This is a genomic window from Microbacterium sp. (assembly GCF_047605725.1).
Taxonomy (GTDB): domain Bacteria; phylum Actinomycetota; class Actinomycetes; order Actinomycetales; family Microbacteriaceae; genus Microbacterium.
This window is the reverse complement of sequence record NZ_JASGFE010000018.1, coordinates 1-22,948: the sequence shown is the minus strand read 5'-3', so window position 1 is coordinate 22,948 and position 22,948 is coordinate 1. Positions and strand designations below refer to the sequence as shown.

Genomic DNA, 22,948 nt, shown 5'->3' with positions numbered 1-22,948 from the left:
CGACTCGGGTGCTGCCGGCACCGCCGACACCGGTGCCTCGACCCGGGAAGGGAACGAGGCATGATCGACAAGGCCGTGGCATCCGTCGCCGACGCCGTCGCGGGCATCGCGGACGGGGCGACCGTCATGATCGGCGGCTTCGGCCGGGCGGGACAGCCCGTGGAGCTCATCGACGCGCTCATCGCGCAGGGCGCGAGCGACCTCACGATCGTGAGCAACAACGCCGGCAACGGCGACCTCGGGCTCGCCGCGCTGCTGGCCGCCGGACGGGTGCGGAAGATCGTGTGCTCCTTCCCGCGACAGTCCGACTCGTGGGTGTTCGACCGGCTCTACCGCGAGGGCCGCATCGAGCTGGAGCTCGTGCCGCAGGGGAACCTCGCCGAGCGCATCCGGGCCGCCGGTGCGGGCATCGGTGCGTTCTTCTCGCCCACCGGGGTCGGCACGCTCCTGGCCGAGGGCAAGGAGGAGCGCGTCATCGACGGGCGCCGGTATGTGCTGGAGTACCCGATCCACGCCGACGTCGCCCTCATCAGCGCCCTGCGTGCCGACCGCTGGGGCAACCTCGTCTACCGCGCGACCTCGCGCAACTTCGGTCCGATCATGGCCTCGGCCGCGGCGCGCACCGTCGCGCAGGTCGACGAGCTCGTCCCTCTCGGGGCGCTGGATCCCGAGGCCATCGCCACCCCGGGGATCTTCGTGGACCGTGTCGTCGCGGTGGGCGAGCGGGCCTGGCTGCGCGGCGGCGCGTTCGTCGGCGGCGTCGACCTGGAGGGCAATGTCCTCGCGGACGCGGATGCCGCGGCATCCGCCGTCGCAGGAGCGGCGCGATGACCGCGCGCCTGGCCCGGCGCGAGCTGGCGCGCCGCATCGCCGAGGACATCCCCGACGGCGCCGTCGTGAACCTCGGGATCGGCGCGCCGACCCTCGTGGCCGACGAGCTGCCCGCGGGGCGCGAGATCATCCTGCACACCGAGAACGGCATGCTCGGCATGGGTCCGGCGCCGGCCGCGGGCAGCGTCGACCCGGACCTCATCAACGCCGGCAAGCAGGCCGTGACGGCGCTCACCGGCGCCTCGTTCTTCCACCACGCCGACTCGTTCGGCATGATGCGCGGCGGCCACCTCGACGTGTGCGTGCTGGGCGCGTTCCAGGTGTCCGAGCACGGGGACCTCGCGAACTGGTCCACCGGCGAGCCGGGGGCGATCCCGGCGGTCGGCGGCGCGATGGACCTCGCCATCGGCGCCAAGGAGGTCTACGTGATGACCGACCTCCTCACCAGGCAGGGCGAGCCCAAGCTCGTCGCGGCGTGCACGTACCCCCTCACCGGGGTCGGCTGCGTCTCGCGCGTCTACACCGATCGCGCGATCTTCGACGTCACCGATGAGGGCTTCGCGGTGCGGGAGCTGCTCGCCGGCAACACCGTCGCGGAGCTGGAGCGGCTCACCGGGCTGCGTTTCGTGACCGGCGCCGAGTCTGTCGATGCAGAGGAGGGTTCACGATGACCGCGAGCTACGTCTACGACGCGGTGCGCACGCCGTTCGGCCGTCACGGCCGCGCGTTCGCCGCGGTGCGCCCCGACGACCTCGCCGCCCTCGTGATGCGCGCGGTGGTGGAGCGCACCGGCATCCCACCCGCCCGCGTCGACGACGTGATCTTCGGCGCCGCGAACCAGGCCGGCGAGGACAACCGCGACGTCGCACGGTTCGGGGCGCTGCTGGCCGGGTTCCCGACGACCGTGCCGGGTGTGACCGTCAACAGGCTGTGCGGATCGTCGGTCGAGGCCGTCATCCAGGGGAGCCGGGCGATCGAGGCGGGGGATGCCGGGATCGTGCTGGCCGGCGGCGTCGAGTCGATGACCCGGGCGCCGTTCGTGGTGGAGAAGTCCCCGCGCCCGTTCCCGGCGGCCAACCAGACGCTGTGGAACACATCGATCGGCTGGCGCATGGTCAACCCGGCGCTGCCGGCGCAGTGGACGATCTCCAACGGCGAGAGCGCCGAGAAGCTGGCCGGGATGTTCGGCATCTCGCGCGAGGAGCAGGACGCATTCGCCGCGCGCAGCCACCGGCTGGCCGCTCAGGCGTGGGCGGACGGCGCCTATGCCGGCGAGATCGTGCAGGTGCCGGGGCACGAGCTCGACCGCGACGAGGGGATCCGCGCCGAGACGACCCCGGAGGTGCTGGGCGGGCTCCCACCGGCCTTCGCCGCCGACGGCTCGGTCACGGCGGGGAACTCCTCGCCGCTGTCCGACGGGGCGTCGGCGGTGCTCCTCGGGGCGGAAGGGGCGGTGGATGCCGAGCCCTTGGCCCGCGTCGCCGGCCGGGGCGTCGCGGGGAACGATCCGGACGTGTTCGGCGTCGCGCCGGTCGAGGCGGCGAACCGGGCGCTCGCCCGGGCGGGGCGGACGTGGGCGGATGTCGACCTCGTCGAGCTGAACGAGGCGTTCGCAGCCCAGTCGCTGGCGTGCCTGCGGCTCTGGCCCGACCTCGATCCCGAGCGGGTCAACGTCCATGGCGGGGCGATCGCGATCGGGCATCCGCTCGGCGCCTCCGGCGGCCGCATCGTCGGGCACGCCGCGCACGAGCTGCGCCGCCGCGGCGGAGGCGTGGCCGTCGCCGCGATCTGCATCGGCGTCGGCCAGGGCCTCGCCGTCGTGCTCGAGCGCTGACCCCGCCCCCGCCCGCCCCGGTCCCCCGGTCCCCCCGGTCCGCCCCGTGTGTCCGCGAGACTTCACTGGTGCACCGAGACTGCGTGCTGGGCGTGCAGTCTCGGTGCACGGATGAAGTCTCGCGGGATGAGGGGGGGCGCGGGCGGGGGGCGGGCGAGGGTCCGGGGGGCCGGGTGGCGGGGGCGGGTGGTTGACAGCGGGTACGGATGCCGCAATGATGGACGTACTGGTTAGTACATTAGGGGGCAGGCGCCTCCCGATCCCGGACGAAGGCGTGTCGTGGCATCCACCTCTCCCTATCTCGTGGGGCTCGTCGGCGCGGGCGTGACCGGATCCCTCACCCCTCCGCTGCACATGGAGGAGGGGCGCGCCCATGGGCTCGCCTACGTGTACGAGCCGATCGATCTGACGGCCAGGGGGCTCTCGCCCGACGCGCTGCCCGAGATCCTCGACTGGGCCGAGCGCCTCGGCTTCAGCGCCCTGAACATCACCTATCCGTGCAAACAGGCCGTGCTGCCCCTGCTGGACCGGCTCGACCCGGTCGCGGCATCCCTCGGGGCGGTCAACACCGTGCTGTTCGGTCCCGACGGCCGCATCGGCCACAACACCGACACGACCGGGTACGAGCACGCCTTCCGCGCCGGGCTGCCCGATGCCGAGATCGGCGCCGTCCTGCAGTTCGGTGCGGGCGGGGCGGGCTCGGCGGTGGCCGACGCTCTCCTGCGCATCGGGGTGCGCCGCCTCACGATCGTCGACCTCGAGCCCGCTCGCGCCGTTGCGCTGGCCGACCAGCTGTCCCGTCGGCACCGCACCGTCGTCGACGCGCTCGCCGACCCGCGCGAGCTGCCCGGCATCGTCCGGGCCTGTGACGGCGTCGTCAACTGCACGCCGCAGGGCATGCACCACCATCCCGGCACGCCCTTCGAGACGGCGCTGCTGCGGCCCGGCCAATGGGTGTCCGAGGTCGTCTACCGCCCGCGCGAGACGCAGCTGCTGCGCGAGGCGCGGGAGCGCGGCTGCGTCACCCTCGACGGCGGGCGCATGGCGGTCTTCCAGGCCGCGCACGCGTTCCGGCTCATCACCGGCATCCAGCCGGACCTCGATCGTATGCTTCGGCATTTCCAGCGCCTCGTCACAGACGACGAGGCGTCCACTGAGAGCAAGGAGAACGTGCACCGATGATGTCCGCACAGGAACCGGGGAAGACCCCGGGCAAGGCGGCACTGGCCAGCTTCATGGGCAGCGCCGTCGAATACTACGACTTCTTCATCTTCGCCTCGGCGTCGGCGCTGATCTTCCCGCACATCTTCTTCCCGAGCGGCGACGACGCCGCCCTGGTGATGTCGCTGGCGACCTTCGGCTTCGCCTACGTCGCGCGCCCGATCGGGGCGGTGATCCTCGGCCACTTCGGCGACCGCATCGGACCGCAGAAGGTGCTGATGTTTACGCTGCTGCTGATGGGCGGGGCGACGTTCGTGATCGGATGCCTCCCCACCTTCGAACAGGTCGGGTGGCTCTCGCCGGGCCTGCTGGTGCTGGCGCGCCTCGCCCAGGGCATCTCCGCGGCCGGCGAGCAGGCCGGGGCGTCGTCGCTGACCCTGGAGCACGCTCCCGACAACCGTCGCGCGTTCTTCACGTCGTGGACGCTCACAGGCACCCAGGGCGGACAGATCCTCGCGGCGATGGTCTTCATCCCGGTGGTCTCGCTCCCCGATGACATCAAGTACAGCTGGGGCTGGCGCATCCCGTTCTGGCTGAGCGCGGTGGTCGTGCTCATCACGTTCTTCATCCGGCGCACGCTCCACGAGCCGCCTGCGTTCGAAGAGGCGAAGGCGAGCGGCAAGATCGAGAAGCTGCCGCTGATCCCGCTCCTGCGCGACTACTGGCGAGACGTCCTGCGCGTCATCCTGTGCGCGTTCGTCGCGGCGATCTCGACGGTGTTCACGAACCTCGCCCTCGCGTACGGCGTGGTGGTCGGCCTCGATCAGGGCCTCACGCTGTGGCTCGTGGTCGCGGCCAACTTCGTGGCGCTGTTCACCCAGCCGCAGTTCGCGAAGCTCGCCGACCGCATCGGCCGCCGGCCGGTGTTCATCTACGGCGCGCTGTCGTCGGCGGTGTTCATGCCCTTCTACATGCTGTCGATGTCGAGCGACAACACGATCCTCACGTTCGCGCTCGCGGTGGTGACGTTCTCGTGCGGGTACGCGGCCGCCAACGCGGTGTGGCCGTCGTTCTACGGCGAGATGTTCAGCGCCCGCGTGCGGTTCTCGGGCCTCGCCCTGGGCACCCAGCTCGGGTTCCTCCTCGCCGGGTTCGCCCCGGCGATCGTCGCCGGGCTCGGCGGCGTGCAGGAGGGCGGCTGGATCGTCATCGCCGGCTTCACCGCCGTCGTGGCCGTGATCGCCTCGCTCTCGGCCCTGACCGCGCGCGAGACCAAGGACGTGCCCACCGACACCCTCGGCATCCGCGTCATCCCGGCAGCGCGCGGCTGAACGGGTCGGCCTCCATGCGCACCTCCATCGCCACGGTCTGCCTCTCCGGCAGCCTGACCCAGAAGCTCCACGCCATCGCGGCGGCCGGCTTCGACGGCGTGGAGATCATGGAGGCCGACCTCGTCTGCGCCTTTGAGTCGCCGGAGGAGATCCGCGCGCTGTGCGCGCGGCTCGGGCTGTCGATCGACATGTACCAGCCGCTGCGCGACGTCGAGGGCGTCGACGACGAGACCTTCGCGGCGAACCTGCGCCGCGCCGAGGCGAAGTTCGACCTCATGGCGCGGCTGGGCACCGACCTGGTGCTGCTGTGCAGCAACGTCGCCACCGCGACAGTCGACGACGACGACCGGGCCGGCGCGCAGCTGGGCATGCTCGCCGACGCGGCGGCGGCGCACGGCATCCGCATCGCGTACGAGGCCCTCGCGTGGGGCCGCTTCGTCGACGACTACCGCCACGCGTGGCGGCTCGTGCAGCGCGCCGACCGGCCGAATCTGGGGCTGTGCCTGGACAGCTTCCACATCCTCTCGCGCGGTCACGATCCGGCCGCGATCGAGGGGATGGATGCCCGGAAGCTGTTCTTCCTGCAACTGGCAGACGCCCCGGCGCTCGATCTCGACGTGCTCTCGTGGAGCCGGCACCACCGGCTCTTCCCGGGGGAGGGGGACTTCGACCTGGTCGGCTTCCTCACCCACGTGCGCCGCGCGGGCTACGCCGGCCCGCTCTCGCTGGAGGTGTTCAACGACGTCTTCCGGCAGACCGACGTCGCCGGCACCGCGCGGCACGCCCGCCGGTCGCTGAACTGGCTGGCCGACCGCACCGCCGCGGCGGGCGGCTGGGAGCTGGACCGCGTGGAGGCTCCGCAGCACCCGCGCGGAGTGGACTTCGTCGAGATCGCAGGCAGCGACCTTGCGGACGTCGACCGCATTCTCGACCAGCTCGGCTTCGCCTACGGCGGGGGGCACCGGAGCAAGACGGTGCGGCTGTGGCAGGCCGGTGCCGCGCGAGTCGTGCTCAATGAGCAGGCGCGCGAGGAGCGCCCACGGCTGGCGGGCTTCGGCTTCCTCGTCGACGACGCCGAGGCGGCCATGCGGCGCGCGCTCGCGATCGGCGCTCCGGAGGCGTTCCGGCTCACCTCGGCCGGCGAGCAGCGGCTGCGCGCGGTGGCCGCCCCGGACGGCACGGAGGTGTACTGGAACGATCGCGTGGGCGGCGGCTCGTGGCTGGCGGAGTTCGGCGAGCGGGCGGATGCCGCGACTCCGGCCCTCCTCGACGGCATCATCGACCATCTGAACGTCGGGTACGCGTGGCATCAGTTCGACGAGGCCGTGCTGTTCAACACCAGCATCCTCTCGCTGGAGCCCGAGCCGGTCACCGAGCTCGCCGGTCCGCACGGGCTCGTCCGCAGCCAGGCGATGCGCTCCGCCGACGGCGCGGTCCGCCTCGCCATGAACGTGGCGCCGCCGTCTGCCCCGGCCGTCGACCGGCACGTCGCGATCCGCGTGGACGACGCCCGTGCCGTGGCGCGGCGGGCGCGGGAACGGGGTCTGCGGTTCCTCCCCATCCCGGGCAACTACTACGACGACCTGGCCGCCCGGTTCGCGCTCGATGACGACCTGCTCGGCGAGCTGCGCGACCTCGACCTGCTGTACGACCGGGACGCGCGCGGCGCGTTCGTCCACTTCTACACGCCGACGGTGGGCGGCGTCTTCTTCGAGATCGTCGAGCGGCAGGGCGGGTACGAGGGCTACGGCGCCACGAACGCGCCGGTGCGACTGGCTGCCCAACGGTAATGGGCGGCGCGCGCGCCCTCCCGAGCGAAAGCCTGTCCGCGGCGAGGATGGTGGGATGAGGAACGAGGGGGGCCGGCGCGACGCTACCCGCACGCGTGAGGAGATCCTGGCCGTGGCCACGGCCGCCTTCGCCGACACCGGATTCTCCGGCACCGCCGTCGACGACATCGCCGAACGCACACGCACCACCAAGCGGATGATCTACTACTACTTCGGCGGAAAGGAGCGGCTGTATCTGGCCGTCCTGGAGCGCGCGTATCGCGGCATCCGTGATGCGGAGCAGTCGCTCGACGTCGGCGGACTCGACCCCGTGCAGGCCGTGCGCCGCCTCGCCGAGCTGACCTACGACCACCACCTCGCCCATGGCGACTTCGTGCGCCTGGTCATGATCGAGAACGTCCACCGCGGCGTCTTCATCGAGAAGCTGGACGCCCTGCGCGAGCTCAACCGGCCGGCCCTGGGTCTGCTGGAGCAGCTGCTGGAGCGCGGTCGTGAGGCCGGCGTGTTCCGTACCGACCTCGACGCGCTGGATGTCCACCTGCTCATCAGCGCCTACTGCGTCTTCCAGGTCGCCAACCGCCACACGTTCGGGTTCCTGTTCGGCGTCGACCTCGGCGACCCGGCGCGCCGCGACCACCTCCGCGCACAGATCGGCGACGTCGTGGTCTCGTGGCTCACGGCCGCCACAGGCTGATCCGCCCCGGCATCCCCCTCCCGCCCGGCCTCCGGCATCCCGCCCGCTGTCTGGCATCCTGCCCCGCCCGCCCCTCCTGCCCCTCGTCGAGTCACTGCTCTCGCTTCCGAGTCACTGCCTTAACGCCGAGTCACTGCGCTGGAGGGCAGTGACTCGCGTGCAGAGCAGTGACTCGAAGGGCCGGGGGCCTGGTGGGGGCGGAGGGGGTCCGGAGGGGGCGCCGACCGGATGCCGGGGGTGCTCCGCCCGGTCCTGATGAACACTCGGTGAACAGGGTGAGAAGTCTCGCTGATCCGGGCTGTTCCGGTCCATCGCGCTGCGAGACTCGGAGCATGAGTGGGGAGCTTCTCATCCTGATCCTCGTGATCGTCACAGCCCTTGCGTTCGATTTCACGAACGGCTTCCACGACACCGGCAACGCCATGGCGACCTCGATCGCCACCGGGGCGCTCAAGCCGAAGATGGCGGTCACGATCTCGGCGATCCTGAACCTCGTCGGCGCGTTCCTGTCGGTCGAGGTCGCAGCGACCATCACCAAGGACGTCCTGAAGATCCAGACCGACACCGGAGACCTCGTCGACGGACTGACCGCGCAGACGGCGATGACGATCATCTTCGCGGGGCTGGTCGGCGGCATCCTCTGGAACCTGCTCACGTGGCTGCTGGGCCTGCCGAGCAGCTCGTCGCACGCGCTGTTCGGCGGCCTCATCGGCGCGGGAATCGCGGGGGCCGCGACGATCAACTGGGCCGGCATCGCGACCAAGATCGTCATCCCCGCCCTCTTCGCCCCCGTCATCGCGGGCGTCGTGGCCGCAGCGGGCACGGCGCTGGTCTACGCGATCGCCAGGCGCGTGTCGCACAAGCGCCGCGACAGCGGCTTCCGCTGGGGCCAGATCGGCACGGCATCCCTCGTCTCGCTCGCCCATGGCACCGGCGACGCGCAGAAGACCATGGGCGTCATCGCCCTCGCGCTCATCGCGCACGGCTCGCTGACCGTCGACGGCATCGTCGAGGACGGGCTGCCGGTGTGGATCATCGTCGTCTGCGGCCTCGCGATCGCTCTCGGGACCTACCTCGGCGGCTGGCGCATCATCCGCACCCTCGGCAAGGGGCTCGTCGAGATCGAGTCTCCCCAGGGCATGGCGGCCGAGGCATCGTCCGCCGCGATCATCCTCACGTCGAGCTCGATGGGCATGGCGCTGTCGACCACGCACGTGGCGACCGGGTCGATCCTCGGCTCGGGGGTCGGCAAGCCCGGTGCGCAGGTGCGCTGGAACGTCGCGCTGCGCATGGTCACGGCGTGGCTCACGACGCTTCCCGCGGCAGGCATCGTCGGCGCGGCGTGCTACGTCATTGCGAACGGCATCGGCGGACTGACCGGGGCGCTCGCCGTGTTCGCGATCCTGGTGGGCCTGGCGTCGTACATGTACCTGCGCAGCCGCGCGCAGCGCGTCGACTCCTCGAACGTCAACGCGGAGTGGGACGGCTCGGTGGTCCCCAAGACCGAGGCCGCGGTCACCGCGTCGGCGGTGTGAGCTAGCGTCAGAGAAGCAAGAGAGAAGGACGACATGGACATCGACTTCGCTGAGATCCTCCTGGCGGCCCTGCGCGTGCTCGGCGTGGGACTGCTCTTCGGGGCCGGACTGCCCGCCCTGTTCGCCCTGGGCATCCGGCTGCGTGCCGCCGGTGCCGGTGAGGCCTCCGACGGCGTGCAGGTGGCTCGTCGCCCCGTGCTGACCGCGACCGGGAACGTCCTCTTCCTGATCGTGATCGCGGCGGTCGTCGCGGGTGTCCTCTGGATCACCCGCCACAGCCTGGACCACTACCTCGGCATCTCGCTGTTCGGAGTCTGACATGGCCGAAGGAGTGATCTCGTCGGTGCTGCGCTGGCTGCGCGTCGGCTACCCCGAGGGCGTCCCGCCGAAGGACTACTTCCCGCTGCTGGCGCTGCTGCGACGCACTCTCAGCGAGGCCAAGTTCGACGATGTGATCGCCGAGCTCGAGGAGCTGAGCACCGACTCGGTGCGCAAGTCCGACATCCATGCGGCGATCGAACGGGTCACCTCGGAGCCTCCGCGCGAGGACGAGGTGAGGGCGGTCGCCGCGCGGCTCGCCGCGGTCGGCTGGCCGCTCAGCGGGGGCCTGCAGCGCCTCGTCGCCGAGCCGGATGAGACGCCGGCCGCGCCTGGCGTCGAGCCCGGTCCGGTCGAGCGGGTGCTGGCCTGGCTCCGCCGGGGCTACCCCGAGGGTGTGCCGCCCGTCGACTACGCACCCCTTCTCGCGCTGTTGCGTCGGCGCCTGAGCGACGACGAGGTGCGCGAGGTCGCCGACGCGCTGATCTCGCAACGGGGGACGGATGCCGCTCCGCACGCCTCGCGGATCGATGCGCAGGTGCTGATGACGAAGGTGCTCGGCGAGCTCCCGTCCGAGACGGATGTCGCGCGCGTCGAGCAGCGGCTCGCCGCCGCCGGCTGGGCTCTGGTCTGACCGCCCCCGGGGCGCGTCAGTTCGCGCCGTCGCGGAACGGGTCGATCACGACGACGCCCGCGTAGTCCTGCCCGTGCGAGAGATCCTCGGACAGCACCTCGGTGCAGCCGAGCGATCGTGCTGCCTCGATGATCGCGGCATCCCAGTAAGCGAGCCCGAAACGCTCACGCGTGGCCAGGGCATTCCGCACGATCCGCAGGGTGACGTCGCGCACCGGGAACCGAGTGAACGACTCGATCAGAGCGGATGCCTGTTCGTGCGTGATCCGGTCGGCCCGTGTGGCTCTCGTCGCCTGCACGTAGAACTCCTGCAGGACCTGCGTCGACAGTGCGATGTCCGCGTGCTCGAGGATGGCGGCGGCGATGTCAGCCTTCGTCCTCTCCGCCGGGTCGCGCGAGATCGCGTACAGGAGGACGTTCGTGTCAACGAATCGCACGGGCGTGCACGTCCTCGCGGCTCACCCGATCGCTGGCACGGAAGGTTCCGATTGCTTCGATCGTCCGGCGCTGCAGGTCGGCGAGGCGGGCGAACTCGGCATCCTCCTCCGCCAGCGTGCGCAGGTAGCGGGTCACCAGGGCACTCACGGACGTGCCCTGCTCGGCCGCGCGCACACGGGCGCGCCGATACACCTCGTCAGGAACCGCGACCGTCACATTCTTCACAGTTTCACAGTATCATCGGATGTCGTCGCAACGCCCGAGCTGATGCACCGGTTGAGAACCGCGGACGCCGCGAAGCAGGTGCGGCTCGGGGAGGCGCTCGCCACCTCACACGGCGACGGCCAAGCATCCGGCAGTGACGCCGAGGGCGACACCGAGGGTGACGTGGGAGCGGATGCCGGGGCGGAGCCGGATCCCGGCCTCCCGTGGCATGCGCCGCTGAGCGATGCCCTGCTGGGCGGGGCGATCACGTCCGCGCAGCACGACGCGATCATCCGCGGGCTGGGCGACCCGGTGCCGGGCGACCGGGAATCCGTCGCGGAAGCCGCGGAGGCGTGGTCGCTGGCCGCAGTGGAACTGATCGCGGAGGCCCGGGAACGCACCGTGGAGGAACTCGCGCGCACCGCCCGCACGGTCCGGGACCACCCGGACCCGGAGGGCGCGCAGCGGCGGTTCGACGAGCGGTTCGAGGGCAGGTCGTTCCGGATGTGGACCGACGCCGACGGCCGCAAGCGCGGCTCGGTCAGCTTCGACGACGAGGCCTACCTCTGGATCCAATCCGCCATCGATGCGGCAATGCGGCCCCGCCGCGGCGGCCCCCGGTTCGTCGACCCAGCCGAGAAAGCCGCAGCCGAGGACCTCACCGCAGACCCCCGCACGAACGACCAGCTCACCTACGACCTGCTCATCGACATCTTCCGCGCTGGTATCCTCGCCGACGCGACCACCGTGTTCGGCACGAAACAGGCCGGAGTGCGCGTCGTGATCACCGAGCAGGCCCGCGCCGAGTCCCTCGCAGGACGCCCGGCCGTCGGCGTCACCGAGGACGAGCTGACCGCTCTGCCCGCGTGGCTCATCGCGCAGCACGCCTGCGACACCGGGACCACCGAGCTCCGGATCGACCGGGACGGGAACCCGCTCTACCTCGGCCGCGAAGCACGCCTGTTCACCCCGAAGCAGAAGATCGCGCTCGCTATCCGGGACGGAGGATGCCGGTGGAAAGGCTGCGACCGGCCCGCCTCGTACTGCGAAGCGCACCACATCGACCACCATTCCGAGGGCGGCAAGACCGATGTCGACCGGGGCGTTCTTCTCTGCCGGTTTCATCACATGGCGCTCCACAACGGCGGATGGCGGATCACCCGCGACGGCCCCGGCGACTTCCTCCTCCACCCACCCCACGGCACAGGGAACCCGATCATCCTGAAACCACGACTCGCACTGCGATACGCCTGGGCAGGCATCCACCCACCCCCGAAACGATTCCGGCCCGCCGCATGACCGTGCGGAGTTCCGGTCAAGTGGCACACCGTGAGGGCACCGGCGGGGACGGTCGGCACCGTCGGCAGTGGTTCTCATGCACCGGGCGGGACAGTCGATTGCTCGGCTCGATAGCGTGGGGTGTTGGCAGTCGACTGGGCGGGAATGGCCTCTGCATACGATCTCTCGTTCGCGAGGCTCTGCGCGGGAACGGTGCCATTCCTGATCGAGCGCAGCGAGGGAGCTTCGGTACCGGGCGCTCGCGCCGTGGATGTCGGCACCGGCACGGGAACGGTGGCGTCCGCACTGGCCGCGGTCGGGGCGAACTTCGTGGTGAATCACGTTCCGAAGCCTCGCGCGGCCGTCGCCGAGCTGGCTCGCGTGACGACCCGCCGGGCCCCTGTGCTGCTCACGATCGGGCGACCTATCTGCGCCAGAGCGGAGACGTCCGGCGGGCGATGCGTGCCGCCTACGAGGACCTGACCGGCATGCAGACCCTGACTCTCCCCTCGACCGCGTTGCTCGGTACGGGCCGCGCGCAGTAGCCACGCGCCAGGGGCCCCGCGAAGGGGAGCGGCCGGAGGGGATGCCGGCGCGTCAGGCTACCGGTCAGGCGGACGGGCACCCGCACGAGGCGCGGCGGATCAGCGTCGGCTCGAACACGAGGTGGTGCTTCTCACCCTCGCCGTCGATCAGAGCGGTCACGGCGGCGTGAGCCATCTCATCGATCGGCTGGGCCACGCTCGACAGCGGCGGCCAGCTGAACTCGGCATCCTCCGAACCGTCGAACGAGATGATCGCGATGTCCTCCGGCACCCGCACGCCCGCCTCGTGCAGTGCCTTGAGCACGCCGACGGCCTGGCGATCCGACCCCACGAACAGTGCCGAGGGGCGCACCGCGCTGTGGAGCAGCCAGCGACCCGCGTCGTACCCTCCCGATCTGCTGAACGGATGCCGGAAGACCGTGCCCGCAGACAGCCCGAGTCTTGCGATCGTCTCGTGCCAGCCGACCTCCCGCGCGTCCACGGTGTTGTCGCTGTTGGTTCCGATCACGAGCCCGATCGTGCGGTGGCCGTGCTCGGCGAGGTGCTCGACGGCAAGGGCAGAGCCGCGCTTGAGGTCCACGCTCACCGAGTCGACGCCCGGGGCGGCGACGTACTGGTTGAGCAGCACGGAGGGGATGTCGGCCTGCTCGAGCGCGCGCAGGTCGGGCTCGACGATCGAGCTGCACACGAACACGCCGTCGACCTGCCGCGTGGCGAGGTTGTCGAGATGGCGCCGCTCCATCGCGACGGAGCCGTCCGAGTTGGCCACCAGCAGGTCGTAGCCGCGCTCGGCGGCGGCCTGCTCCACGGCGTGGGCGAGTGTCGCGAAGAACGGGTTGGTCGAGTCGGGCACGACCATGCCGAGCGTCTCGCTCGAGCCCAGTCGCAGCGCCCGCGCGGCGCGGTTGGGCCGGTAGCCGAGCATCGCGATGGCCTCGCGCACGCGCGTCTCGGTCGTCGGCGAGACCCGCTTCGACCCGTTGACCACGTAGCTCACGACGGCCGCGCTCACCCCGGCGAGCCGGGCGACGTCGTTGCGGGTTGCCGCGGGTTTGGCTGGGGTCGGATGCGGCACGCGTGCCATCCTAGTGAGCGCACGGTGGGCGGAACCCGGATGCGAGCGGGAGCGGGCCACGGCGAGGCGCGCCGTCAGCTCCCCGCGGCCGGCGCGTCGCCGAAGTCGGGCACCTCGATGCGCTCGCCGCCGCGCAGCGCGGACTCGTGCGCGGCGATGCCGGGGAGCGTGTAGCGCGCCGCCACCCACGCGTTCACCGGCGGCAGCGAGCCGGTGGCGACGGCCACGGCGAAGTCGTCGACGAGGAAGTGGTGACTGCCCTCGTGGCCGTTGGGCAGGCCCTGCAGCTCCTCGGGCAGGCGGGTCGCGTCGTGCACCGGCGCGAGGCCTGAGACGAACGCGTCGCGCAGGGCGGGGTCCACGTCGGCGAGCGAGGGGTCGTCGAGGTCCATGCTCGGCTTGGTCTCGACCTGTTCGGTGACGTCGGTGACGCCGGTGCGGTCCTGCCACAGCGCCGAGACCGCGGTCTGCTCGAAGCTGCCCTCGGTGCCGAAGTAGCGGAAGCGGCTCTCGCGGATGTGCGAGGGGTAGCCCACGCGGCGGAACTCGTTGATGCGCATCGAGCCGCCGCCGGACAGCTCGAACAGCGCAGTCGCGTTGGAGAAGTCGTTGTCGAACATGCTGATCTCGCGGTCGAACACCCCGTCGCCGCGGTCGTCGCGCACGCCGATGCAGCTGACGCTCACGGCGTGGCCGCCGATGGCGCCCAGCACCCCGCCCACCGAGTGGGTCGGATAGAGCATCGGGGGGTAGCTGGCCGTGCGCTGCCAGTGCTCGCCGCCGCTGTACTGGTACGCGGCGTAGAAGCCGAGGTCCATGTCGTGCACGTAGTCGCCCTCGGCGTAGAAGACGCGCCCGAATGCGCCTTCGGACACGCGCGCACGAGCGAACACCGTGGCGGGGTTGTAGTAGCTGGTCTCGCCCATCATGTAGGTGAGCCCCGTCTCGCGCACGGCGTCGATGATCGCGGCGATCTCGTCGGCGGTCACGGCCATCGGAACGGCCGAGTAGACGTGCTTGCCCGCGCGCAGCGCCCGCACCACGAGGGGGCCGTGGGTCCACCGCTGTGTGAAGATCGCGATCGCGTCGACATCACTGTCGAGCATGGCCTCGAACGAGTCGAACGTGCCCGCCAGCTGCTGCCGCTCCACGAGCGCGGCGGCGCGCTCGGGCAGCAGGTCGGTGACATACACGTCGGATACGAGCGGGTGCGCGTGGAAGAGCTTGGAGAACTGGCCGGAGAACTGTCCGGCGCCGACGATGCCCAGAGAGAAGGCAGTGGCAGATGTCATGTGACGAGTCTTTCATCGGCCGGTTACACGAGTCAACACGATGGTTGCGGACGCGGTCCATCCGGCTCTAGTGTGCGAGGACGTCGTGCGTCATCGGCACGACCGGAGGACGAGGAGGTCCGCGGTGCGGGAGAAGTCGGACACGCCATCCACGTGGGCGGGGGCGGTGGCGCCCGACGAGCGCTCGCACGAGTTCCGCTGGCGTCCGGGCCGGCTCGAGCTCGTGTTCACCCATGCCGCGCGCCATCCGGTCGTGCTGAGCGGATACGGGCTCGACGGCGAGTCGGCCGTGCGCACGGGGGCCGCGCAACCGCTCGTGGAGCTCATGCTCGCAGGCGACGGCCGCGCCCGCACGACCACCCGCTTCACCAACACCGCCGCCGGCGCACGGCTGCGTCACCTCGACCACGTCGCCGATCGGGTGGGGGATGCCGAGCGCCTCCGCATCCGCCAGCGCGACCCCCGCTCGGGGGCGGTCGTGGAGACCACCCTGCTCGCGGGGCCGGAGCACCACGGCATCCGCGCGTTCAGCGAGCTCCGCAACGACGGCGACGAGCCCCTCGTCGTCGAGGCGGTGACCTCGCTCGCGCTCGGCTCGCTCGTGCGCCCCGGGGAGGACACCCGGGCGCTGACCCTCTACACCGGCACGGGGGAGCAACTCGCCGAGAACCGCTGGAGCGCCGAGCCGCTGTGGGGGCAGCGCACGCTCGGCGAGTTCGGCTCCGCCGCGCACGATCAGCCCGGCCGCGGCGCGGTCGAGCGCATCGGCACCTCGACCTGGACCACCGCGCGGGCGCTGCCCACCGGCATGCTCGCGAACGAGGGCAGCGGGCAGGCCGTCGCGTGGCAGGTCGAGCACAACGGCGGCTGGCGCTGGGAGGTCGACGACGTGCGCGACGGAGAGGACTCCGTCGCCCTGCTGCTGCTCGGCCCCGAGGATCTCGACCACCAGTGGGCGCAGCGACTGGCCCCCGGCGAGACGTTCACGACCGTGCCCGCCTCGATCGTCTTCTCCGACGGCGGATTCGAGGGCGCGGCGGCCGAGCTCACGCGCCACCGACGCTGGCTGCGGCGGGCGCGCACCGCCGATCCGACGGGCCTGCTCGTCTTCAACGACTACATGAACACGCTGAACGGCGACCCGACCACGGCGCGCCTGCTGCCGCTGATCGCCGCCGCCGGCCGGGCGGGCGCCGAGTGCTTCTGCATCGACGCGGGCTGGTACGACGACAGCGGCGCGCACGACTGGTGGCCCACGGTGGGCGAATGGCGGCCGTCGGTGAGCCGTTTCCCCGACGGCGGGCTGGCCCGCGTGGTGGCCGCGATCCGCGCTGCCGGCATGAAGGTCGGGCTCTGGCTGGAGCCTGCGGTCGTCGGGGTGCACAGCCCCGTGGCCGAGCGCCTGCCGGAGGGGGCGTTCCTGCACCGGCACGGCGTGCGCGTGCGCGAGCACGACCGCTACTTCCTCGATTTCCGGCATCCGGCCGCCCGCGCTCATCTCGACGACGCGTTCGACGCGCTCGTCGCCGAGTTCGCCGTGGACTACTTCAAGCTCGACGACAACGTCACTCCGGGCGCCGGCGTCGACGGTGCGTTCTCGGGCGGCGCCGGGCTGCTGGCGCACAACCGCGCGCACCTGGAGTGGGTGCGTGCGCTCCAGAAGCGGCACCCGTCCGTCGTGTTCGAGAACTGCGCCTCGGGCGCGATGCGCGCCGACTTCGCGATGCTGGAGCTGTTCGACCTGCAATCGACTTCCGACCAGGTCGACCCGGTGCACTACCCGCCCATCGCCGCCGGCGCCCCGCTGCAGATCCTCCCCGAGCAGAGCGCGAACTGGGCCTATCCGCAGCCGCCGATGACCGACGAGCAGATCGTCTTCACGCTCGTGACCGGTCTTGCCGGCCGGCTCTACCTGTCCGGCTTCCTCGACGGCATGGACGACCGCCAGCTCGCGCTGGTGCAGGATGCCGCGGCCGTGTACCGCAGCGTACGGGCGGGCATCGCGCGGTGCGTGCCGCGGTGGCCGGCGGGCCTGCCGCAGTGGTACGGCGATGCGATCGCACTGCGGCTGACCGCGCCCGGGCAGGACCTCCTGTACGTGTGGCACCGGGGTGCAGCCGACGCGCAGATTCCGCTGGAACTGGGCGACGACGCCGCGGCCGAGCATCTCGACGAGCTCTTTCCCCGTGTGCTCGGATGCTGGGGCGTGCACGACCGCGGGAGCGGCTCGATCGTGCTGGAGCCGGGCTCGGCAGAGCCCTGCGCGCGGATCTACCGCATCCGCCCGAACAACACGACCCGATAACGACTCTTGTCCCGGAGGCTGTTACTCGTGTAACTTCTGGTCTGTCCGCTACAACACAACGGAGTATTGGAATGGCAAACACACTCGCCGTGGCCGCGAGCGCGAGCCCTGGCACCAAGCCGCGCCGGCGGCGCAGTACGGGCGATCTCAAAGTCGCGCTCGTGTTCATCGCGCCGGCCGTGCTGGGACTGGTGCTCTTCTACATCGTGCCGACGGTTCGGGGTCTGTACCTGAGCTTCACGGAGTACAGCATCCTCGGCGACCCGGAGTGGGTCGGTCCCGAGAACTACGCCCGCATCGCGAAGGATCCGCTCTTCTGGAACGCGCTGGGCGTCACCGTCCAGTACGTGCTCATCAACATCATCCTGCAGACCGCGCTCGCGCTCGGGCTCGCGCTGCTGATGCACCGCGTCGCCAAGTCGACGTTCGTGCGCGGCACCCTGCTCATGCCGTACCTGATGGCGAACGTGATCGCCGCGCTGCTGTGGTTCTGGATGCTCGACTACCAGATCGGCATCGTCAACCAGTTCATCGAGTGGATGGGCCTGCCCCGCGTCGCCTTCTTCGGCAGCCAGGAGTGGGCGATCCCCACCCAGGCGCTCATCAACACGTGGCGGCACATGGGCTACACGGCCCTGCTCATCTTCGCGGGGCTCCAGGCCATTCCGAACACCGTGTACGAGGCGGCGAACCTCGATGGCGCGAACCCCATCCAGACCTTCTGGCGCATCACCCTGCCGCTGCTGCGGCCGGTGCTCGCCCTGGTGCTCGTGCTCACGGTGACCGGCTCGTTCCAGGTGTTCGACACGGTCGCCGTCACCACCCAGGGCGGCCCGGTCAACGCCAGCCGCGTGATGCAGTACTACATCTTCCAGAAGGCGTTCACGGAGCAGGAGTTCGGCTACGGGTCGGCACTCGCCGTCATCCTGTTCATCATTCTCGCGATCGTCGCCTTCCTGCAGATGAAGTTCCTCCGCGGCAACGAATCAGACCTGGACTGAACGAGGAGACGTGCAATGACTACGACAACAGCGCTCGTCACGCAAGGGCGCCGACCGCGCAAGCCCGTCAACTGGCAGTTCGTGCTCGGCTGGGTGTTTCTCGCTCTCGCCATCGCGGTGAGCATCCTGCCGTTCTACTGGGTGCTCCGCACGTCTTTGTCTCTGAACAGCGCGCTCGCGTCGAACTCGGCGAGCCTGCTGCCGGTGGAGCTCAATTTCGGCGCCTACGCCCGCGTGTTCGGCATGCAGTCGACGGAGGAGGCCATCGCGCAGGGCGGCTCGGGCGCCGCGATCAACTTCTGGCAGTTCCTGCTGAACTCCGCGATCTTCGCGAGCGTCACGACGGCGGGGGCCGTGTTCTTCAGCTCGATGGCGGCCTATGCATTCGCCCGCCTGCGCTGGAAGCACCGCGACAAGGTGTTCGGTCTGTTCCTCGCCACGGTGCTGGTGCCGCCGATCTTCACGGCGCTGCCGAACTTCCTCCTGGTGCGCAACCTCGGCATGCTCGGCTCGATGTGGGGTCTGATGCTGCCGTACCTGTTCATGACGCCCTTCGCGATCTTCTTCATGCGTCAGTTCTTCCTGAACATGTCGCGCGAGGTCGAGGAGGCCGCGATGCTCGACGGCGCCCGCCACTGGCGCATCTTCTTCCAGATCGTGCTCCCGAACGCGGCAGCCCCTCTGGCGACGCTGGCCCTGCTGACCTTCATGGGCCAGTGGAACGAGTACTTCTGGCCGCTGCTGGTCTCTGACGAGAACACCCGGGTGCTCACCGTCGGCCTCGGCGTGTTCAAATCTCAGTCCCCGCAGGGCGCGCCGGACTGGTCGGGCCTCATGGCCGCCACGCTCGTGTCCGCGCTGCCGGTGCTGCTGCTGTTCTTCGCCTTCGGCAAGCGCATCGTCAACTCCATCGGCTTCAACGGCACGAAGTAGACCCCTACTGCACGACATCGTCTCGAAAGGACCCAAGATGAAAAGAAGAGTACTCGGCGTCACCGCGGCCGCCGCGGTCGCCGCCCTCGCCCTCACCTCCTGCAGCGGCGGGGGCGGCGGGGAGAGCTCCGACGGAACGCTCAACTATTGGCTGTGGGACGCCAACCAGCTTCCCGCCTACGAGCAGTGCGCTGCGGATTTCAACGAGGCGAACCCCGACATCACCGTCAAGGTCACCCAGACCGGCTGGGACGACTACTGGAGCAAGCTCACCAACGGGATGGCCTCGGGCACAGCGCCGGATGTGTTCACCGATCACCTCGCGAAGTATCCGGACTTCGTCAAGACCGACCAGCTTCTCGCACTCGACGACGAGGGCATCGATCTCGACCAGTATGCCGAGGGCCTCGCCGACCTGTGGGTCGGCCAGGACGGCGAGCGTTACGGCCTTCCGAAGGACTGGGACACGGTCGCGCTGTTCTACAACAAGGCCATGACCGCCGAGGCGGGAATCACCGACGAGCAGATGGCCAGCCTCACCTGGAACCCGGATGACGGCGGCACCTACGAGGACGTCATCGCACACCTGACCGTCGACAAGAACGGCAAGCGCGGCGACGAGGCAGGGTTCGACAAGGACAACGTCGCGGTGTACGGCCTGGGGCTCCAGGACTCCGGGCAGGGCATGGGCCAGACGCAGTGGTCGTTCCTCACCGGCACCACCGGCTGGACCCACACGGACACGAACCCGTGGGGCACCCACTACAACTACGACGACGAGCGCTTCCAGGACACCATCACCTGGTGGGCGGGGCTCATCGACAAGGGCTACATGCCCAAGCTCGAGACCACTGTCGGCGCGTCGGTCAACGACAACTTCGGCGCGGGCAAGGCGGCGATCAACTCCAACGGATCGTGGATGATCAACACCTACACGGGCTACGACGGCGTCGAGGTCGGCATCGCTCCGACCCCGGTCGGACCCGAGGGTAAGCGGTCGTCGATGTTCAACGGTCTCGCCGACTCGATCTGGGTGGGCACGAAGCAGCCCGAGGCCGCCGCGGAGTGGGTCGCCTACCTCGGCTCCGCCGCGTGCCAGGACGTCGTCGCCGAGAAGTCCGTGGTGTTCCCGGCGATCCTGACCTCGACCGAGATCGCCGCCAAGGCGTTCGCGGACAAGGGAATCGACGTGACGCCGTTCACGCAGCAGGTCGCCGACAAGACCACGTTCCTGTTCCCGATCACCGAGAACGCCGCCAAGATCGACGGCATCATGAAGCCCGCGATGGACGCCGTGCTCGCCGGCCAAGCAGACGCGGACTCGCTGACCGCGGCGAACGAGCAGGTCAACGCACTGTTCGAGTAATCGCGCGTGCTGAGTTCAGGCGGGGTGCGGCAGATCCGCGCCCCGCCTGAATGCGCGAGACGATGAGAGCCATGCAACCGATACACCTGCGTGCCGCCGGCACGAGCCTGCTGATCGCGGTCACCGGAGGCGAGGCCGAGATCGTGCACTGGGGCGCCGACCTCGGTGCGGTGCTCCCCGACCTCGGCGTGCTGGGCCCGCCGGTGCCGCACTCCGCCTTCGACTCCCCGGTGGTCGTCGGCCTCGTGCCGCAGGCCTCGTCGGGCTGGCTCGGCAGGCCTGGGCTGCGCGGGCACCGCGCCGAGACCGGTCTCGACTTCTCGCCGGCGCTGCGCGTGGTCTCGGCCGCGCAGGTCGGCGATCGCGGCATCCGCATCGTGCAGGCCGACCCGGATGCCGGGATCGAGGTCACGAGCGAGCTCGCTCTGCACGACGGCGGACTGCTCGAGGTCGCGCACACGCTGCGCAACACCGGCGCCGGCGACTACGCGCTGGACGGGCTCGACCTCGCGCTGCCGGTGCCGCCCGAGGCGGCCGAGCTGCTCGACCTCACCGGCCGCTGGTGCCGCGAGGCCCACCCGCAGCGCCAGCGGGTGCGCGAGGGGACGTGGGTGCGCACCGGCCGGCACGGCCGCACCGGGCACGACTCGTCGCTGCTGGTCGCCGTCGGCACCACCGGCTTCGGCAACCGGTCGGGGCGGGTGTGGGCGACGCACCTCGCGTGGTCGGGCGACCACGAGCAGTACCTCGACGCGGCCCCCGGCGGCAGGCGTCTGCTGGGCGCGGCCGAGCTCCTCGGCTCGGGCGAGCTCGTGCTCGCGCCGGGGGAGTCCTATCGCACGCCGACCCTGTATGCGGCGTACTCGGATCGGGGCCTGGACGGGGTGACGGATGCCTTCTACTGCTGGTTCCGCTCCCGCCCCGGCCACGTGGACACGGTCTCCGGTCGCGTGCGGCCGGTGGTGCTGAACACGTGGGAGGCGGTCTACTTCGACCATCGGCCGGAGCCGCTGGTCGAGCTGGCAGATGCCGCCGCGGCGCTGGGTGTGGAACGGTTCGTGCTCGACGACGGCTGGTTCCGCGGGCGCCGCGACGACCGCACCGCCCTCGGCGACTGGTACGTCGACGAGGCGCAATGGCCCGACGGGCTCACGCCCCTGATCGACGCGGTCACCGCGCGCGGCATGGAGTTCGGGCTGTGGGTGGAGCCCGAGATGATCAGCCTCGACTCCGACCTCGCCCGTGCGCACCCGGACTGGATCGCCGGGCCGTCGGGGCGGCTGCCGCGGCAGTGGCGGCATCAGCACGTCATCGATCTCGTGAACCCCGACGCGTGGCGGTACGTGTTCGACCGGCTCGACGCGCTGCTGCGCGAGAACGACATCGCCTACCTGAAGTGGGACCAGAACCGCGACCATGCCGAGCTCGGCCACGCCGGGCGCCGCTCGGTGCACGCGCAGACCCTCGCCGTGTACCGGCTGCTCGACGCGCTGCGCGCGGCGCACCCGGGCGTGGAGATCGAGTCGTGCTCGTCCGGTGGGGCACGGGTCGATCTCGGCATCCTGGCCCGCACGGATCGCGTGTGGGCTTCGGACTGCAACGACGCGCTGGAGCGCCAGACGATCCAGCGGTGGACCCAGGCGGTGCTGCCGCCCGAGCTGGTGGGCTCGCATGTCGGTCCGACCCGCTCGCACACCACCGGCCGCGTGCACGACATCTCCTTCCGCGCGATCACCGCGCTGTTCGGGCACTTCGGCATCGAGTGGGACGTGCGCGATGCCACCCCGCACGAGCGCGAGGTCCTCGCCCGGGCGATTGCGCTGTACAAGGAGCATCGCGCACTGCTGCACTCCGGCATCCGCGTGAACGCCGACCTCGCCGAGCCGAACCTCACGCTGCACGGCGTCGTCGCGCAGGACGGCGCGGACGCGCTGTATGCCGCCGTCGCGCTCGGGACGCTCGTGTCCGAGACCCCGGGTCGCGTCGGCCTTCCCGGCCTCGACCCCGACCGGGTCTACCGCGTCGAGGCGCTGCTGCCGTCGCCCTCGGCTTCGGCGCCCCAGGAGCAGCACGATGCGTTCGTGCAGATCGTGCCGCCGGCGTGGTGGACCGAGGGGGCGCTGACCGCGAGCGGGCGGTTCCTCGCCGAGGTGGGGATGCCGCTGCCCGTGCTGCGCCCGGAGCACGCGCTGCTGCTGCGGGCGACGGCGCTCTGATCCCCGGCATCCGCCCCTGTTCACTTGCCTTAGATGTACGCCGGGACCATCGTTCGACGTACATCTGGGGCAAGTGAATGGCAGGGAGAGAGTTGGCGTCCGCCCCCGCTAGCTGTTCTATGCAGCGAGGTTGGTGACGGTGTGGTGGGGGCAGCGGCTGATGGGTGG

20 protein-coding genes are annotated in these 22,948 nt (G+C 70.8%); 16 read left to right on the top strand and 4 right to left on the bottom strand.

Translation table 11 applies throughout. From position 1 onward, the window contains the following. Positions 1-60 precede the first annotated feature (60 nt). From QM641_RS05745 to QM641_RS05700, 10 genes are all read left to right on the top strand, one after another. On the top strand, positions 61-831 hold the full coding sequence (locus QM641_RS05745; RefSeq protein WP_415114359.1) for a 3-oxoacid CoA-transferase subunit A: 771 nt from the start codon (positions 61-63) through the stop codon (positions 829-831). Then, positions 828-1,502: a 3-oxoacid CoA-transferase subunit B gene (locus tag QM641_RS05740; protein WP_415114357.1), complete on the top strand. Its 675-nt coding sequence runs from the start codon at positions 828-830 to the stop codon at positions 1,500-1,502. Before QM641_RS05745 ends, QM641_RS05740 begins: the two co-directional genes overlap by 4 nt. Further along, a complete protein-coding gene (locus QM641_RS05735; RefSeq protein ID WP_415114355.1) occupies positions 1,499-2,665 on the top strand; it encodes a thiolase family protein in 1,167 nt (388 codons plus the stop codon). The genes QM641_RS05740 and QM641_RS05735 overlap by 4 nt, the downstream gene beginning before the upstream one ends. Positions 2,666-2,944: 279 nt before the next feature. Then, positions 2,945-3,847, top strand: coding sequence for a shikimate dehydrogenase (locus tag QM641_RS05730; protein ID WP_415114353.1), 903 nt, complete (start codon positions 2,945-2,947; stop codon positions 3,845-3,847). After that, positions 3,844-5,157: an MFS transporter gene (locus QM641_RS05725; protein ID WP_415114351.1), complete on the top strand. Its 1,314-nt coding sequence runs from the start codon at positions 3,844-3,846 to the stop codon at positions 5,155-5,157. The genes QM641_RS05730 and QM641_RS05725 overlap by 4 nt, the downstream gene beginning before the upstream one ends. A gap of 14 nt (positions 5,158-5,171) precedes the next feature. Continuing rightward, positions 5,172-6,947, top strand: a complete 1,776-nt coding sequence (locus QM641_RS05720) for a bifunctional sugar phosphate isomerase/epimerase/4-hydroxyphenylpyruvate dioxygenase family protein (protein ID WP_415114349.1) — start codon at positions 5,172-5,174, stop codon at positions 6,945-6,947. Between the two features lie 55 nt (positions 6,948-7,002). After that, positions 7,003-7,641, top strand: coding sequence for a TetR/AcrR family transcriptional regulator (locus tag QM641_RS05715; RefSeq protein WP_415114347.1), 639 nt, complete (start codon positions 7,003-7,005; stop codon positions 7,639-7,641). 332 nt (positions 7,642-7,973) lie between these two features. Continuing rightward, entirely contained in the window at positions 7,974-9,176 is a 1,203-nt protein-coding gene (locus QM641_RS05710) for an inorganic phosphate transporter (protein WP_415114345.1), read from the top strand. A 33-nt stretch (positions 9,177-9,209) separates the two neighbouring features. Continuing rightward, positions 9,210-9,494, top strand: coding sequence for a hypothetical protein (locus QM641_RS05705; RefSeq protein ID WP_415114343.1), 285 nt, complete (start codon positions 9,210-9,212; stop codon positions 9,492-9,494). Between the two features lies 1 nt (position 9,495). Then, entirely contained in the window at positions 9,496-10,128 is a 633-nt protein-coding gene (locus tag QM641_RS05700) for a DUF3349 domain-containing protein (protein WP_415114341.1), read from the top strand. Positions 10,129-10,144: 16 nt separating this feature from the next. On the opposite strand, the gene QM641_RS05695 is transcribed toward QM641_RS05700, so the two are convergent. After that, positions 10,145-10,564 carry a PIN domain-containing protein gene (locus QM641_RS05695; RefSeq protein WP_415114339.1) on the bottom strand — a complete coding sequence of 140 codons (420 nt, stop codon included), beginning with the start codon at positions 10,562-10,564 and terminating at the stop codon, positions 10,145-10,147. Beyond that, positions 10,551-10,790, bottom strand: a complete 240-nt coding sequence (locus QM641_RS05690; protein ID WP_415114337.1) for a hypothetical protein — start codon at positions 10,788-10,790, stop codon at positions 10,551-10,553. The genes QM641_RS05695 and QM641_RS05690 overlap by 14 nt, the downstream gene beginning before the upstream one ends. A gap of 42 nt (positions 10,791-10,832) precedes the next feature. Here QM641_RS05690 and QM641_RS05685 point away from each other — a divergent pair, with 42 nt between their 5' ends. After that, positions 10,833-12,068, top strand: coding sequence for a DUF222 domain-containing protein (locus tag QM641_RS05685; protein ID WP_415114335.1), 1,236 nt, complete (start codon positions 10,833-10,835; stop codon positions 12,066-12,068). A 588-nt stretch (positions 12,069-12,656) separates the two neighbouring features. Here QM641_RS05685 and QM641_RS05680 read toward each other — a convergent pair. Beyond that, entirely contained in the window at positions 12,657-13,676 is a 1,020-nt protein-coding gene (locus tag QM641_RS05680) for a LacI family DNA-binding transcriptional regulator (RefSeq protein ID WP_415114333.1), read from the bottom strand. Positions 13,677-13,741: 65 nt separating this feature from the next. Beyond that, positions 13,742-14,959, bottom strand: a complete 1,218-nt coding sequence (locus QM641_RS05675; protein ID WP_415114331.1) for a Gfo/Idh/MocA family protein — start codon at positions 14,957-14,959, stop codon at positions 13,742-13,744. A gap of 124 nt (positions 14,960-15,083) precedes the next feature. Between QM641_RS05675 and QM641_RS05670 the strand changes: the two genes are divergently transcribed. The 5 genes from QM641_RS05670 (at position 15,084) to QM641_RS05650 (ending at position 22,780) form a co-directional block, all read left to right on the top strand. Continuing rightward, entirely contained in the window at positions 15,084-17,264 is a 2,181-nt protein-coding gene (locus QM641_RS05670) for a glycoside hydrolase family 36 protein (RefSeq protein WP_415114329.1), read from the top strand. 71 nt (positions 17,265-17,335) lie between these two features. Beyond that, positions 17,336-18,265 carry a carbohydrate ABC transporter permease gene (locus tag QM641_RS05665; RefSeq protein WP_415114327.1) on the top strand — a complete coding sequence of 310 codons (930 nt, stop codon included), beginning with the start codon at positions 17,336-17,338 and terminating at the stop codon, positions 18,263-18,265. Positions 18,266-18,280: 15 nt separating this feature from the next. Continuing rightward, positions 18,281-19,198, top strand: coding sequence for a carbohydrate ABC transporter permease (locus QM641_RS05660; protein ID WP_415114325.1), 918 nt, complete (start codon positions 18,281-18,283; stop codon positions 19,196-19,198). 37 nt (positions 19,199-19,235) lie between these two features. After that, positions 19,236-20,564, top strand: a complete 1,329-nt coding sequence (locus QM641_RS05655) for an ABC transporter substrate-binding protein (protein ID WP_415114323.1) — start codon at positions 19,236-19,238, stop codon at positions 20,562-20,564. Between the two features lie 71 nt (positions 20,565-20,635). Next, a complete protein-coding gene (locus QM641_RS05650; RefSeq protein ID WP_415114321.1) occupies positions 20,636-22,780 on the top strand; it encodes an alpha-galactosidase in 2,145 nt (714 codons plus the stop codon). Positions 22,781-22,948: the final 168 nt, after the last annotated feature.

Coding starts and splice junctions, on each gene's coding strand:
- QM641_RS05740 (WP_415114357.1), top strand. CDS start 828: ATGACCGCGCGCCTGGCCCGGCGCGAGCTGGCGCGCCGCATCGCCGAG.
- QM641_RS05665 (WP_415114327.1), top strand. CDS start 17,336: ATGGCAAACACACTCGCCGTGGCCGCGAGCGCGAGCCCTGGCACCAAG.
- QM641_RS05660 (WP_415114325.1), top strand. CDS start 18,281: ATGACTACGACAACAGCGCTCGTCACGCAAGGGCGCCGACCGCGCAAG.
- QM641_RS05685 (WP_415114335.1), top strand. CDS start 10,833: ATGCACCGGTTGAGAACCGCGGACGCCGCGAAGCAGGTGCGGCTCGGG.
- QM641_RS05680 (WP_415114333.1), bottom strand. CDS start 13,676: ATGGCACGCGTGCCGCATCCGACCCCAGCCAAACCCGCGGCAACCCGC.
- QM641_RS05720 (WP_415114349.1), top strand. CDS start 5,172: ATGCGCACCTCCATCGCCACGGTCTGCCTCTCCGGCAGCCTGACCCAG.
- QM641_RS05710 (WP_415114345.1), top strand. CDS start 7,974: ATGAGTGGGGAGCTTCTCATCCTGATCCTCGTGATCGTCACAGCCCTT.
- QM641_RS05745 (WP_415114359.1), top strand. CDS start 61: ATGATCGACAAGGCCGTGGCATCCGTCGCCGACGCCGTCGCGGGCATC.
- QM641_RS05650 (WP_415114321.1), top strand. CDS start 20,636: ATGCAACCGATACACCTGCGTGCCGCCGGCACGAGCCTGCTGATCGCG.
- QM641_RS05700 (WP_415114341.1), top strand. CDS start 9,496: ATGGCCGAAGGAGTGATCTCGTCGGTGCTGCGCTGGCTGCGCGTCGGC.
- QM641_RS05705 (WP_415114343.1), top strand. CDS start 9,210: ATGGACATCGACTTCGCTGAGATCCTCCTGGCGGCCCTGCGCGTGCTC.
- QM641_RS05655 (WP_415114323.1), top strand. CDS start 19,236: ATGAAAAGAAGAGTACTCGGCGTCACCGCGGCCGCCGCGGTCGCCGCC.
- QM641_RS05725 (WP_415114351.1), top strand. CDS start 3,844: ATGATGTCCGCACAGGAACCGGGGAAGACCCCGGGCAAGGCGGCACTG.
- QM641_RS05715 (WP_415114347.1), top strand. CDS start 7,003: ATGAGGAACGAGGGGGGCCGGCGCGACGCTACCCGCACGCGTGAGGAG.
- QM641_RS05735 (WP_415114355.1), top strand. CDS start 1,499: ATGACCGCGAGCTACGTCTACGACGCGGTGCGCACGCCGTTCGGCCGT.
- QM641_RS05675 (WP_415114331.1), bottom strand. CDS start 14,959: ATGACATCTGCCACTGCCTTCTCTCTGGGCATCGTCGGCGCCGGACAG.